Raw genomic sequence first — 12,503 nt, forward strand, 5'->3', positions numbered from 1 at the left:
CATTCAGCCACCACAGCCAAACGGGTTGCGCTAACGCGCAACGCGCCATGCCTGGCGCACAACAAAAAACCCCTGGCCTTTCGGCCAGGGGTTTTGTTTTGAAGCGGGTAAGGCTGGCTTACATCATGCCGCCCATACCGCCCATGCCACCCATGCCGCCCATATCAGGCATGCCACCGGCTGGCTTGTCTTCTGGAGCGTCGGCAACCATCGCTTCGGTGGTGATCATCAGACCACCGATGGACGCTGCAGCTTGCAGAGCCGAACGGGTAACCTTGGCTGGGTCCAGGATGCCCATTTCGATCATGTCGCCGTACTCACCGGTAGCAGCGTTGTAACCGAAGTTGCCCGAACCTTGCTTGACCTTGTCAACCACAACGCTTGGCTCGTCGCCGGCATTAGCGGTGATCTGGCGCAGCGGTGCTTCGACAGCGCGACGCAGCAGAGCGATACCCACGTCCTGATCGGCGTTGTCGCCTTTCAGCTCAGAAATGGCTTGCAGGGCGCGAACCAGCGCTACGCCACCGCCAGGTACCACGCCTTCTTCGACGGCTGCGCGGGTAGCGTGCAGGGCGTCTTCAACGCGGGCTTTCTTCTCTTTCATCTCGACTTCGGTGCCAGCACCGACCTTGATCACGGCAACACCGCCAGCCAGCTTGGCCAGACGCTCTTGCAGTTTTTCACGATCGTAGTCCGAGGAAGTCTCTTCGATCTGGGCACGGATCTGCTTGACGCGTGCTTCGATGTCGGCTTCGGAACCAGCACCATCAATGATGGTGGTGTTTTCTTTCGACAGGGTGACGCGCTTGGCATTACCCAGGTGCTCCAGAGTAGCGGACTCCAGGCTCAGGCCGATTTCTTCGGAGATCACGGTACCGCCGGTCAGGACAGCGATGTCCTGCAGCATGGCCTTGCGACGGTCGCCGAAACCAGGTGCCTTGACTGCAGCAACCTTGACGATACCGCGCATGTTGTTGACGACCAGAGTCGCCAGCGCTTCGCCTTCAACGTCTTCAGCCACGATCAGCAGCGGACGGCCGGACTTGGCAACCGCTTCCAGAACTGGCAGCAGTTCGCGGATGTTGGAGATCTTCTTGTCAACCAGCAGCAGCAGCGGGCCTTCCAGCTCGGCAACCATGGTGTCTGGCTTGTTGACGAAGTAAGGAGACAGGTAGCCACGGTCAAACTGCATGCCTTCGACAACAGACAGTTCGTTTTCCAGGCCCGAGCCTTCTTCGACGGTAATCACGCCTTCTTTACCGACTTTTTCCATGGCTTCGGCGATGATGTCACCGATGGAGTTGTCGGAGTTGGCCGAGATGGTACCCACCTGAGCGATGGCCTTGGAGTCGGCGCATGGCTTGGACAGACCTTTCAGCTCTTTGACGATGGCGATGGTCGCCTTGTCGATACCGCGCTTCAGGTCCATTGGGTTCATGCCGGCAGCGACGGCTTTCAGGCCTTCGTTGACGATGGCTTGAGCCAGGACGGTCGCGGTGGTGGTGCCGTCACCGGCATCGTCGTTGGCTTTGGAAGCGACGTCTTTGAGCAGTTGAGCGCCCATGTTTTCGAAGGCGTCTTTCAGCTCGATTTCTTTGGCGACAGAAACGCCGTCCTTGGTGATGGTCGGTGCACCGAAGCTCTTGGCCAGAACCACGTTACGGCCTTTCGGGCCCAGGGTCGCTTTTACCGCGTCAGCCAGAACGTTGACACCAACCAGCATTTTCTTACGGGCGGAATCGCCGAATTTTACGTCTTTAGCAGCCATGATCGTTTAATCCTTGAATACTTTGAAGTAACGGGAAACCAGCGGTTGATTAACCTTCGATGACCGCGAGAATTTCGTTCTCGCTCATCACCAGCAGGTCTTCGCCGTCGACTTTCACAGTGTTGCTACCGGAGTAAGGGCCGAAAACAACCTTGTCACCCACTTTCACGGCCAGCGCACGTACTTCACCGTTGTCCAGAATGCGGCCGGTACCTACAGCGACAATTTCGCCACGGTTAGGTTTTTCAGCAGCCGAACCTGGCAGAACGATACCGCCAGCGGTTTTCGATTCTTCTTCGCTGCGACGGATGACGACGCGGTCATGCAGAGGACGAAGCTTCATTGTCGATCTCTCCTAATTGTGGTTTTCATCGGCCGGTTTAAACCGGCTGGTTGAGGCTATCGGCGTGGCCCAAGTTGGCCCGACCGTTCGTGGCTCGCCAGGCGAACCACGCATGTCTTGTCTGGCGTATATAACCAGAAACCTTTCGGTGACCCATACATGAGGTCGCCCAAGGCGATTACAAGGCTTCACCTGAAATTTTTTTTGTCGAGCGGTCGCATAAAAAACGGCCCCGTAGGGGGCCGTCAAGTAAATAGCCTGGACTCAAGAGTCGCGGTGCTCGTACTCACCCTCGATGACATTCGGCTGTCGCGGAGCATTGCCCTGAGCACCAGGACGGCCCGCAAACGGGTCATCGGAAAACGCCCGTTGACGCATCGCCTGCGCCTCGGCACGCTCACGCAAACGACGCCCGATCAGACGCCGGGTAACCGGCAGCAGGCAAATCAGGCCCACAACATCGGTAATGAAACCTGGCACCAGCAGCAGTACACCACCGACAGCCAGCAGCAGCCCCTGGAACATCTGCTCGGCAGGCAACTCGCCACGCTGCAGGCTTTCACGCGCGCGTAGCGCGGTAGCCAGGCCGGCCACCCGCATAACCAGCACGCCCAATGCCGAAGAGGCAATGATCAGCAGCAGCGCCGGGAAGAATCCAATGGCGGTGCTGACCTTGAAAAACACATAGAGCTCGAGCACCGGAAAAAGCAAGAACAGCAGTAGAAAAGCACGCATCAAGGGTTCCTCGATGGAAGACGACCTTCCAAAAAATCCTTAATGGTTGCATTCCATTGCAATTTCAAGCCTCCGCCTGCTCGCTGGTCGGCCAGTCGTCGGCGTGGGCCAGAAAAACCAGGGCTTCGCGCACTTGTGTCGGCGTATTGCAAGGCTGACCAAAGGGCAGCCAGTAGAGGCCTTGGCCAATCCGCAAGTGCATGCCTTCACTGTCAATGCCGGCCATTTGCGCAGGCACGACCTGCGGCAAACCGCCCAAAGCCACATAGTGGGCGATTGCCTTGGCATGATCGCTGTTCATGTGCTCGATCATGCTGGCCTCTGCCTTCCCGGCAAACGGGTTGGCAAGGGCCACGTGGTCTAGCCAGTGAATTGCACCGAAACCGCCGATGTAGCGGTAACGTACGGGCTTGAGTACCCAGAAGTCGAAATCATGGGCGCGATGGTAGTTACGCGACTCCGGGAAGTATCGGTAGTAGCGTTCAGCCGCGGCCTCAATGGCTTCGGCGCTCTCGAGCGGCTGGGCCTCGGCCAGCAACGTCAGGCGCCCTACGGCCTGGACGTCTTCGGCCCCCCGCTCACCGACCAGCAACGAACATTTCGGATCACGCTGCAGGTTATGGGTGTGCTGAGCGATACGGCTGATGAGAATCAGCGGGTGGCCTTCGGCATCCAGGCAATAGGGCACCACCGAACCAAATGGAAAACCCGGCATCGACTTGGAGTGGGTCGACAGGACACCCCGGTATTCCTTGAGCAGCAGTTCTCGTGCATGCTTCGTCGCTTTAGCGCTCACTTTGTGACCCTCAGACTAGAATCCGTCATAAACAAAAAATGTGTTCGCCCGCCCCCAAACCTGCCCGTGGAGCATCGCTATGCAATTAACCGACAAAGTAATCATTATCACCGGCGGTTGCCAGGGCTTGGGTCGTTCAATGGCTGAGTACCTGGCCGGCAAAGGTGCTCGCCTGGCACTCGTCGACCTCAACGAAGAAAAACTCCAGCACACCGTCGCTGCGTGCAAGGCACTGGGTGTCGAAGCACGCTACTACCTGTGCAATGTCGCCGACGAAGAGCAGGTCGTCCAGATGGTTGAACAGGTCGCCGCAGATTTCGGCGCTATTCATGGCCTGATCAATAATGCGGGTATCCTGCGTGATGGCTTGCTGGTGAAGGTCAAGGACGGCCAAATGAGCAAAATGAGCCTGGCTCAATGGCAGTCGGTGATTGATGTGAACCTTACGGGGGTTTTCCTCTGTACCCGCGAAGTCGCCGCGAAAATGATCGAGCTGAACAATCAGGGCGCGATCATCAACATTTCCTCGATTTCCCGCGCAGGAAACCTGGGCCAGACCAACTATTCGGCTGCCAAGGCCGGTGTCGCGGCTGCCACCGTTACCTGGGCGAAAGAGTTGGCCCGTTACGGTATCCGGGTCGCAGGCATTGCTCCCGGGTTTATCGAGACTGAAATGACCGCCAGCATGAAGCCCGAGGCGCTGGAGAAAATGACCTCCGGCATCCCACTCAAACGCATGGGTACACCAGCGGAAATTGCTCACTCGGCCGCCTACATTCTTGAAAACGATTACTTCAGTGGGCGTATTCTGGAGCTGGACGGCGGTTTGCGTCTGTAAAAGCGTTATCCAGTCGCCCCCTGAGCGAGGACTGAGCCAAACCATGCACACGCGTTCACGGCCTGTTTCCCGGCTCACAGCGATCCAGCACGCTATCGCGGTGAGTGCTCAGTCATGAACGTGGTAGCCGGTGATCCACGACAAACACCAGAAGCCAGACGAACGGCACTCTATGTGGTACTGGACCAGATACCGCCCGGCAAGGTCGTCAGCTATGGTCAACTGGCCGAAATGGCCGGCCTGGGGCGTGCAGCGCGCTGGGTCGGGCGTACGCTGGGGCAACTGCCTGATTCGACACAGCTTCCCTGGCATCGCGTGATTGCTGCCGGTGGCCGTTTGAGCCTGGTTCAAGGTACGCCCTCGGGCGATGAACAACGTGCCAGACTGCGTGCAGAAGGGGTCACCATCCGGAATAATCATGTGGATATGTCGTGCCATGGCTGGCGTCCAATGGAGCACAGCGGTTAGAGTGCGCGCTTTGTTTTCGTAAACTTGAGGCAGATGTTGGCCCATGCCCCGTAAAACCTGGCGCGCTGCGCTCGCTGCCTATGCCAGCCCGTCGACGCTGGTGCTGTTGCTACTCGGCTTTGCCGCCGGCCTGCCGTACATGTTGGTGTTCTCGACCCTGTCCGTATGGCTGCGTGAGGCGGGTGTGGCCCGCGAGACGATTGGTTATGCCAGCCTGATCGGCCTGGCTTACGCCTTTAAATGGGTGTGGTCGCCACTGCTCGACCAGTGGCGCCTCCCTGTACTGGGCAAGCTCGGTCGACGCCGCTCCTGGCTGGTGCTATCGCAGATACTGGTGATCATCGGCCTGATCGGGATGGGCTTCTGCGACCCGCAAAAGCACCTGTCCTGGCTGATTGCCCTGGCTGTGCTTGTCGCATTTGCCTCGGCAACCCAGGATATCGCCGTCGATGCCTATCGTCTGGAGATCGCCGACGATCAGCGTCAGGCTGCCTTGGCTGCCAGCTACATGGCGGGCTACCGCGTCGCAGCCCTGCTCGCCACCGCGGGTGCCCTGTTTTTCGCTGAGGGCTTCGGCTCAACCGGTTTCAACTACCTGCACAAGGCCTGGACCGGCACCTATGTACTGTTCGGTGTGATGATGGTGCCAGCACTGGTCACCAGCCTGCTGATGCGTGAGCCTCCCGTACCGCTGCGCACACAGCTGTCGGCGGCGCGCTACGGTTTCACCCATCAATTGGTGTCCGTGTTCGTGCTGATCGTGCTGCTGGTGTCGGTACCCGCGACCTTTACCCAGCTGTACTACACCGACTTCGCCAGCGTGCTATTCGGGGGCACGAGCCTGCTCGACCTGCTGCTGGAAGACCGCGCGTTCCTGCGTGCAATCCTCTACATCACCCTGACAGCATTGTGCCTGTCTTCAATGGGTCGGCGAGGCTTGGCACCGGTATTAACCCCGGTCAACGACTTCATCATGCGTTACCGCTGGCAGGCCCTGCTATTGCTCGGGTTGATCGCTACGTACCGGATGTCGGATACGGTGATGGGCGTTATGGCCAACGTGTTCTACATCGACCAAGGTTTCACCAAGGATCAGATCGCCAGCGTCAGCAAGATCTTCGGGCTGATCATGACCTTGGTTGGCGCCGGCTTTGGTGGGCTGCTGATCGTTCGTTTCGGCATTTTGCCGATCCTGTTCATCGGTGGCGCGGCGTCGGCCAGCACCAACATCCTGTTCCTGATGCTGGCAGACATGGGCCCTAACCTGAACATGCTGATCGTCACCATCTCGCTGGATAACTTCAGCTCCGGGCTGGCGACCTCGGCGTTCGTTGCCTACCTGTCGAGCCTGACCAACCTGAAGTTCTCGGCAACCCAGTATGCCCTGCTCAGTTCCATCATGTTGTTGCTGCCGCGACTGATCGGCGGATACTCAGGCGTCATGGTGGAAAAGTTCGGCTACCACGACTTCTTCCTGATTACCGCACTGCTGGGGGTACCGACCCTTATCCTGATTGCCCTGCACTGGCATCAAGAAATCCGCCGTGGAAAGCCTGAACCTCAGGATCAACCACAGAACCCGGTAGGCGAACGCCCCTAGTCCGAAATAGCCGGTTCGCCAGCGCTCAGCACCGTACGTAACGGCCAGAGCGCCAGCAAGCCGGCGCCCCCCGAAACCAAGGCAAACGTCAGCAACCCCTCGCCCGCGCCCAGTATCGCCAGCAACGAGCCACCCAGGCCAAGCAAGGCAATCGTGATCATGCCCAGCATCGCCGACACCAGGCCTTTGCTTTGCTCGCTGGCGAACAGGGTGATGCGGTACAACACCGCGTTACAGATCCCGAGCCCAAGCGCGTACAGCGATAGCCCGGCAACCACACTGACCACCGACGGGTACAACCAGGCAACAGCCATCATCGCCAGCAAGCCCCCCACCAGCGGCCACAACCCAGCGCGCACGAGGGTCAGCAACGCGTAGCGCTCGGCAATCCGGTTGATGATCAGGTTCCCGACAATCAAACCGCCAAACACCGGCAACTGCCACAGCGCATAGTGCAACGTGCTCAAGCCCTGGCCGTGAATGAGCAATACCGGCGAGAGCCCGATCCAGGCAATCAACGGCAAGCCGATCAAGCCCAGCGCAGCACTGCCTGCTACGAAGCCGCGGTGGAGCAACAACTGCCGATAGCCCGCCAACAACGACATCAGATGAATCGGCTGAAACGCTAGTCGACTGCCATCGCGCCGCTCAACGCCGAGGGTTTCAGGCATAAAGCGATACAGCGCCAACCAGGCCAGCACGCCACTGGCGCCAATCAACACAAAAATCCAGCGCCAGGACATCCACTCCAGCAACAGTGTGCCAAGCAAGGGCCCCAACAAGGGTGAAAGCAAGGCGATATTCGCGAGCAGGGCCATCATCCTTACCGCATCTGCCTCGCTGAAGGCTTCGTTCAGGGCGGGATAGCTCACCGTCACCACAAAGCCCAGACCAATGCCCTGCAACAATCGCAGCAGGTTGAACAGTTCAATGCCCTCCACCCAATGAGTGAGCAGGCACATCAGGCTGAAAAACACGCAGCCACCGAGCAACAGCGGGCGCCGCCCATAACGGTCCGCCAGTGGACCGATCAGCCATTGCAGCAGTACACCGCCAAGCAGATAGAGGTTCAGGGCATGGGGGATGAAATCTGCACTTGCCTGAAGGTCGCTCACGACCGTAGGCATGGCAGGCATGACCACATCACTGGCGACATAGGTCAGCAGCTCGAAGAGCGCCAAGGTCAGTGCGAAGCAGAATGCGCGCACTGGGGTGATTTGCAGCAGTGGGGTCAACATGAAAACGCTGGGCCAAAGGAGATCCGGCCAGCCTGTATGCCAGAAAAGTCACGCCCGCGATAGAACATTGTAGGCGCCGACCTTGCTGGCGATGCTATCGGCACCGGCCCCATGTGGGGTGTAGTGCCCGAATCACCGGCAAGGCCGACGTCCTGTACGAAGGCCCCGCTTAGGCCGTCGCTTCCTGAACCACGCGAATCACACGCTGCGGAAAGGGGATGTCGATACCCTCGGTGCGCAAGCGATCACGGGCATGCTCGTTGAGCATGAACAACACATCCCAGTAGTCACCGGTATTCACCCAGACACGCAGGGAAACAGTGATCGAACTGTCGCCCAGGGTCGATACCACGGCCTGTGGCGCCGGATCCTTGTGAACCCGAGGATCATTGGCCAGTTCAAGCAACACCCGACGTGCAGCTTGCAGGTCGGCGTCGTAGTCCACACCCACATCGAACACGACTTTACGGGTCGGCTGGCGGTTGTGGTTGGTGATGATACCGTTGGACAGGCTGCCATTGGGCATGATCACTGTCTTGTTGTCACCGGTGCGCAGCACCGTGTGGAAGATCTGAATGTTATCCACCGTTCCGCTGACACCCTGCGCTTCAATCACATCACCAATGCGAAACGGACGGAACAGCAGAATCAGCACGCCACCGGCGAAATTGGCCAGGCTGCCTTGCAACGCCAGGCCGATGGCCAGACCGGCGGCACCAATGGCGGCAACGAACGAGGTGGTTTCTACGCCAATCATCGAGGCGACACTGACCATCAACAGCACCTTGAGGGCAATGTTGGCCAGGCTGCTGATGAACCCCTGCAGTGCCAGGTCGGCATTACGCAAGGCCAGCAACTTGCCGAGACGGAATGTCACCTTGTTGATCAGCCACCAACCAATGGACAGGGTCAGCAACGCCAACAGAAAACGGCTGCCGTACTCCATGATCAATGGAATCCAGCTTTGTGAGGTCTTGACCAGTTGATCGACTTCAGCGTTCAAATCCATAGTGCTCTCCTGATGCCAAATGGCAAAAAGCGTAAATATCCCACCGCAATCGTATCAACGGCCCGAGGAACCTCGGACGCCAAAATGGCGCCGAGGTTCCTGACGCAAAGTGCTCAGTCGCGGAAATTGTTGAACTGCAATGGCATGCCGAATTCCTTGGCACGCAGGGCGGCGATGGCCTCTTGCAAGTCATCGCGCTTCTTGCCGGTTACCCGCACTTGCTCACCCTGAATGGCGGCCTGAACCTTGAGCTTGGCCTCCTTGATGTGGGCAACGATCTTTTTCGCCAGCTCTTTGTCGATGCCTTCCTTGAGGACGGCTTCCTGCTTCATGACCTTACCGGACGGGTAAGCATCCTTGATCTCCAGGCATTGCGAGTCGATCTTGCGCTTGATCAGCGACAACCGGAGGATTTCAATCATCTGCTCAAGCTGGAATTCGGCTTCGGCTGTCAGGTTGACAGTGAGCTCCTTTTCCTTGAACTCGAAGCTGCCTTTGCCTTTCAGGTCGTAGCGCCGGTCCAGTTCTTTGATCGCGTTGTCTACCGCGTTGGTGACTTCGTGTTTGTCCAGTTCCGATACCACGTCGAACGACGGCATATCCTTTCTCCAAAAATAAAAGGCACGCCCGCTGCCCTGATTTAAAGAGCACGATGGAGCGCGCCGGGTTTGACGGTTAAAATGCTCGCTCATTATAACGGTTGCGAAACGCTGATGAGCAGCACCTGGCATATTCTCGGCGCCGGTAGCCTGGGCAGCCTCTGGGCCTGTCGGCTGGCTCGCGCCGGCAAGGCAGTACGCCTGATTCTACGTGACGATGAGCGCGTGGCCGCCTATGAAGCGGCAGGCGGCCTGACGCTGATCGAACAGGGCCACGCCCACACCCATGCGATTCCCGCGCAGACAGCGGCAGGCACAGGACCTGTCCACCGCCTCCTGGTTGCCTGCAAGGCCTACGACGCGCACAAGGCAGTCGCTACCCTGCTGCCACGGTTGGCGCCTGATGCCGAGCTGATCCTGCTGCAGAACGGCCTTGGCAGCCAGGACGAAGTCGCCGCCCTGGTACCCCATGCCCGCTGCATCTTCGCTTCCAGTACGGAAGGGGCTTTTCGCCAGGCCGACTGGCAGGTGGTTTTTGCCGGGCACGGCTTCAACTGGCTGGGAGATCCTGCCAGACCCAATGCCCCTGACTGGCTCGATGAGCTGGAGGATGCAGGGATTCCCCATCAGTGGACGCCAGATATCCTGACCCGGCTCTGGCGCAAACTGGCATTGAACTGCGCCATCAACCCACTGACGGTATTGCATGAATGCCGCAATGGCGGCCTGAACGAGCACCACTGTGAAGTGGCAACCCTGTGCATGGAGCTCGCAGAACTATTGCGCCACTGTGGTCAGCCACAGGCGGCAGAGGGCCTTGCCGAAGAGGTCGAGCGAGTGATTCAGGCCACAGCCGCCAACTACTCGTCAATGTACCAGGACGTCCGTCAGGGACGCCGTACCGAGATCCACTACCTGCTCGGCCACGCCTGCCGCATTGCCGCCCGTCACGGTTGCGAACTGCCTCATCTGGAGCGGCTCCATCGACGTCTGGTCGAATACCTGAACGCGCACGGATTGCCCAGCGACTGAGCCGAGCGGTACCCTGCCCCTCTAACCCCCAACCAGGATCACGCCCACACCATGCCACTGCGCGAACGCCTGGAAAACCTGCCCGTTGGGCAAAAACTACTGGCCGCACTGCTGGTGCTGCTGGTGACCGTGATGCTGGTCGCCAACCTGACCTTCATCAGTGCGGCCTACTGGATTTCCCAGGAAAGCATGGCGCCCCAGGCACTGCAGACCATCGGTCGACTGGTGTCCAACCCTCAACTGGCGCAACAGGCCACCGACTCGCCAGAAGCCGCCGACAGGCTGCTCAAGGAGCTGGACAGTTATTCGCCACTGCGCGCTGCCGCCTTGTATGGCAGTGATGGCAAGCGCCTTGCGCAACTGCAGCACGGCGAGTTGCTCGACCTGCCCAAACGCTATCGCAATATTGAAACGTGGCGGCTTACCGAGTTTCGCAACACCCAACTGATACCACTGCCACGCCCGGGCTCACCGCCCAGCCACTTGCTGCTGGTAGCCAGTAGCGAACTGCCAATGGCCTTCTACACCGGCACACTGACGGCGAGCCTGGGCATTCTGGTGTTCAGCGTGCTGCTATGGATGATCATCGCCCGGCAGATCAAACGCCTGATTACCGAGCCGATCAACCGGCTTGAACAGCTCACGCGCCAGGTCACCCGTGAAGAAAACTATGCCCTGCGTGCACAACCCGGTAACCGCGACGAGATCGGCAGCCTGGCGGAAGCTTTCAACACCATGCTCTCGCGCATTGAAGCGCGGGAACAACAACTCAAGCGTGCCCGCGACGAGTTCCAGGATGCCTTTGATCAGGCTCAGGGCCTGGCCGAGGAAACCCGCCATACCAACCGCAAGCTGGAACTGGAAGTCCAGGTGCGTAGCAAGATCGAGAAAAAGCTCACCGGCTTTCAGAACTACCTCAACAGCATTATCGATTCGATGCCCTCGGCCCTCATCGCCCTCGACGAACAGCTCTACGTCACCCAATGGAACCAGGAAGCCACAGCGCTCTCTGGCACGCCGTTGGACGAAGCGCTGAACCAGCCGATTTTCCTCGCGTTTGAGCCGCTACGCCCCTTCCTGCCGCAGCTCAAGGAAAGTGTCGAGAAACACCGGGTAGCGAAAATAGAACGCGTCACCTGGACCAAAGACGACGAGCCTCGCCACTATGCCCTGACCTTTTATCCGCTGATGGGTGGCGGCGGACGTGGCGTGGTGATCCGTATCGACGACATTACCCAGCGCCTTTCGCTGGAAGAAATGATGGTGCAATCGGAAAAAATGCTCTCGGTCGGTGGCCTCGCTGCGGGCATGGCGCATGAAATCAATAACCCTCTTGGTGCGATTCTGCACAACGTCCAGAACATCCGCCGACGGCTGTCGCCTGAACTGCCGAAGAACATCGAGCAAGCCAACGAAGCGGGCATCGACCTGAATGTCGTCAACCATTACCTGCAACTGCGCGAAGTACCGCAACTGCTCGACGGCATTCAGCAAGCCGGCACCCGAGCAGCAAAGATCGTTACTCATATGCTCAGCTTCAGCCGCCGCAGCAATCGCCAACTGGTGCCTTGCGACCTGCCTGCCTTGATCGACCAAGCAGTCGAAATCGCCAGCAACGACTTCGACCTGACCATTGGTTTCGACTTCAAAGGCCAAGCCATTGTCCGCCAGTTCGATCCCGCCCTGGGACCTGTCCCCTGCACGGCCAACGAACTGGAACAGGTGCTGCTGAACCTGCTGAAAAACGCAGCTCAGGCCATCCACCAACGCCAGGACGGCAGCGAACCCGGGCGGATCATCCTGCGCACCCGACTTAATCCACCCTGGGCCGAGATCCAGGTCGAAGACAACGGTGTCGGCATGACCGAGGCCGTGCGTAAACGAACCTTCGAGCCATTCTTCACCACCAAGGAGATTGGCCAGGGCACCGGGCTCGGGCTATCGGTGTCCTACTTCATCATCACCAATAACCACAAAGGCCAGATGGAGGTGCAGTCAGCCCCCGGCCAAGGCACCTGTTTCACACTGCGCCTGCCCTTGGCAACCACCCCACCGAACCAGAAAACGGAGTCTTGAG

12 protein-coding genes are annotated in these 12,503 nt (G+C 58.9%); 5 read left to right on the forward strand and 7 right to left on the reverse strand.

Annotation, left to right across the window (positions count from 1 at the left end; translation table 11 throughout):
• Nucleotides 1-118 precede the first annotated feature (118 nt).
• The 4 genes from groL to IE038_RS15245 all read right to left on the reverse strand — a co-directional run bounded on the left by groL (nucleotide 119) and on the right by IE038_RS15245 (nucleotide 3,642).
• A complete protein-coding gene (gene groL, locus IE038_RS15230) occupies nucleotides 119-1,768 on the reverse strand; it encodes a chaperonin GroEL (RefSeq protein ID WP_065758937.1) in 1,650 nt (549 codons plus the stop codon).
• A 49-nt stretch (nucleotides 1,769-1,817) separates the two neighbouring features.
• Nucleotides 1,818-2,111: a co-chaperone GroES gene (locus tag IE038_RS15235; protein ID WP_065758936.1), complete on the reverse strand. Its 294-nt coding sequence runs from the start codon at nucleotides 2,109-2,111 to the stop codon at nucleotides 1,818-1,820.
• Between the two features lie 264 nt (nucleotides 2,112-2,375).
• The gene (locus IE038_RS15240) at nucleotides 2,376-2,846 is read right to left on the reverse strand and encodes an FxsA family protein (protein ID WP_163939867.1); all 471 of its coding nucleotides are present in this window, start codon (nucleotides 2,844-2,846) and stop codon (nucleotides 2,376-2,378) included.
• Nucleotides 2,847-2,910: 64 nt separating this feature from the next.
• Nucleotides 2,911-3,642, reverse strand: a complete 732-nt coding sequence (locus tag IE038_RS15245; protein ID WP_163939868.1) for a HugZ family pyridoxamine 5'-phosphate oxidase — start codon at nucleotides 3,640-3,642, stop codon at nucleotides 2,911-2,913.
• 79 nt (nucleotides 3,643-3,721) lie between these two features.
• On the opposite strand from IE038_RS15245, the gene IE038_RS15250 reads away from it, so the two are divergent.
• The 3 genes from IE038_RS15250 to IE038_RS15260 all read left to right on the forward strand — a co-directional run bounded on the left by IE038_RS15250 (nucleotide 3,722) and on the right by IE038_RS15260 (nucleotide 6,548).
• Nucleotides 3,722-4,480, forward strand: coding sequence for an SDR family oxidoreductase (locus IE038_RS15250; RefSeq protein WP_189395872.1), 759 nt, complete (start codon nucleotides 3,722-3,724; stop codon nucleotides 4,478-4,480).
• A 114-nt stretch (nucleotides 4,481-4,594) separates the two neighbouring features.
• The gene (locus IE038_RS15255) at nucleotides 4,595-4,948 is read left to right on the forward strand and encodes an MGMT family protein (RefSeq protein WP_163932150.1); all 354 of its coding nucleotides are present in this window, start codon (nucleotides 4,595-4,597) and stop codon (nucleotides 4,946-4,948) included.
• Nucleotides 4,949-4,991: 43 nt separating this feature from the next.
• On the forward strand, nucleotides 4,992-6,548 hold the full coding sequence (locus tag IE038_RS15260) for an AmpG family muropeptide MFS transporter (protein ID WP_163932146.1): 1,557 nt from the start codon (nucleotides 4,992-4,994) through the stop codon (nucleotides 6,546-6,548).
• Here the strand turns inward: IE038_RS15260 and IE038_RS15265 are convergent.
• The 3 genes from IE038_RS15265 to IE038_RS15275 all read right to left on the reverse strand — a co-directional run bounded on the left by IE038_RS15265 (nucleotide 6,545) and on the right by IE038_RS15275 (nucleotide 9,394).
• Nucleotides 6,545-7,783 (reverse strand): MFS transporter, encoded by a 1,239-nt coding sequence (locus tag IE038_RS15265; RefSeq protein ID WP_189395906.1) that lies wholly within the window; start codon nucleotides 7,781-7,783, stop codon nucleotides 6,545-6,547. The two genes, IE038_RS15260 and IE038_RS15265, sit on opposite strands and share 4 nt — an antisense overlap.
• A gap of 172 nt (nucleotides 7,784-7,955) precedes the next feature.
• Nucleotides 7,956-8,795, reverse strand: a complete 840-nt coding sequence (locus IE038_RS15270; protein ID WP_189395873.1) for a mechanosensitive ion channel family protein — start codon at nucleotides 8,793-8,795, stop codon at nucleotides 7,956-7,958.
• A 113-nt stretch (nucleotides 8,796-8,908) separates the two neighbouring features.
• Nucleotides 8,909-9,394: a YajQ family cyclic di-GMP-binding protein gene (locus IE038_RS15275; RefSeq protein ID WP_163932144.1), complete on the reverse strand. Its 486-nt coding sequence runs from the start codon at nucleotides 9,392-9,394 to the stop codon at nucleotides 8,909-8,911.
• A 114-nt stretch (nucleotides 9,395-9,508) separates the two neighbouring features.
• Here IE038_RS15275 and IE038_RS15280 point away from each other — a divergent pair, with 114 nt between their 5' ends.
• Nucleotides 9,509-10,426 carry a putative 2-dehydropantoate 2-reductase gene (locus IE038_RS15280; protein ID WP_189395907.1) on the forward strand — a complete coding sequence of 306 codons (918 nt, stop codon included), beginning with the start codon at nucleotides 9,509-9,511 and terminating at the stop codon, nucleotides 10,424-10,426.
• Between the two features lie 51 nt (nucleotides 10,427-10,477).
• The gene (locus IE038_RS15285; RefSeq protein WP_189395874.1) at nucleotides 10,478-12,502 is read left to right on the forward strand and encodes a sensor histidine kinase; all 2,025 of its coding nucleotides are present in this window, start codon (nucleotides 10,478-10,480) and stop codon (nucleotides 12,500-12,502) included.
• The last annotated feature ends 1 nt before the right edge of the window (nucleotide 12,503 follow it).

Origin of the sequence: Pseudomonas laurentiana (assembly GCF_014648275.1) — a bacterium.
GTDB classification, from domain to species: Bacteria; Pseudomonadota; Gammaproteobacteria; order Pseudomonadales; family Pseudomonadaceae; genus Aquipseudomonas; species Aquipseudomonas laurentiana.

Bases quoted from the DNA above. Each gene is read 5' to 3' on its own strand.
- IE038_RS15255 (WP_163932150.1), top strand. From the start codon at position 4,595: ATGAACGTGGTAGCCGGTGATCCACGACAAACACCAGAAGCCAGACGA.
- IE038_RS15280 (WP_189395907.1), top strand. From the start codon at position 9,509: ATGAGCAGCACCTGGCATATTCTCGGCGCCGGTAGCCTGGGCAGCCTC.
- IE038_RS15270 (WP_189395873.1), bottom strand. From the start codon at position 8,795: ATGGATTTGAACGCTGAAGTCGATCAACTGGTCAAGACCTCACAAAGC.
- IE038_RS15250 (WP_189395872.1), top strand. From the start codon at position 3,722: ATGCAATTAACCGACAAAGTAATCATTATCACCGGCGGTTGCCAGGGC.
- groL (WP_065758937.1), bottom strand. From the start codon at position 1,768: ATGGCTGCTAAAGACGTAAAATTCGGCGATTCCGCCCGTAAGAAAATG.
- IE038_RS15260 (WP_163932146.1), top strand. From the start codon at position 4,992: ATGCCCCGTAAAACCTGGCGCGCTGCGCTCGCTGCCTATGCCAGCCCG.
- IE038_RS15240 (WP_163939867.1), bottom strand. From the start codon at position 2,846: ATGCGTGCTTTTCTACTGCTGTTCTTGCTTTTTCCGGTGCTCGAGCTC.
- IE038_RS15275 (WP_163932144.1), bottom strand. From the start codon at position 9,394: ATGCCGTCGTTCGACGTGGTATCGGAACTGGACAAACACGAAGTCACC.
- IE038_RS15285 (WP_189395874.1), top strand. From the start codon at position 10,478: ATGCCACTGCGCGAACGCCTGGAAAACCTGCCCGTTGGGCAAAAACTA.
- IE038_RS15235 (WP_065758936.1), bottom strand. From the start codon at position 2,111: ATGAAGCTTCGTCCTCTGCATGACCGCGTCGTCATCCGTCGCAGCGAA.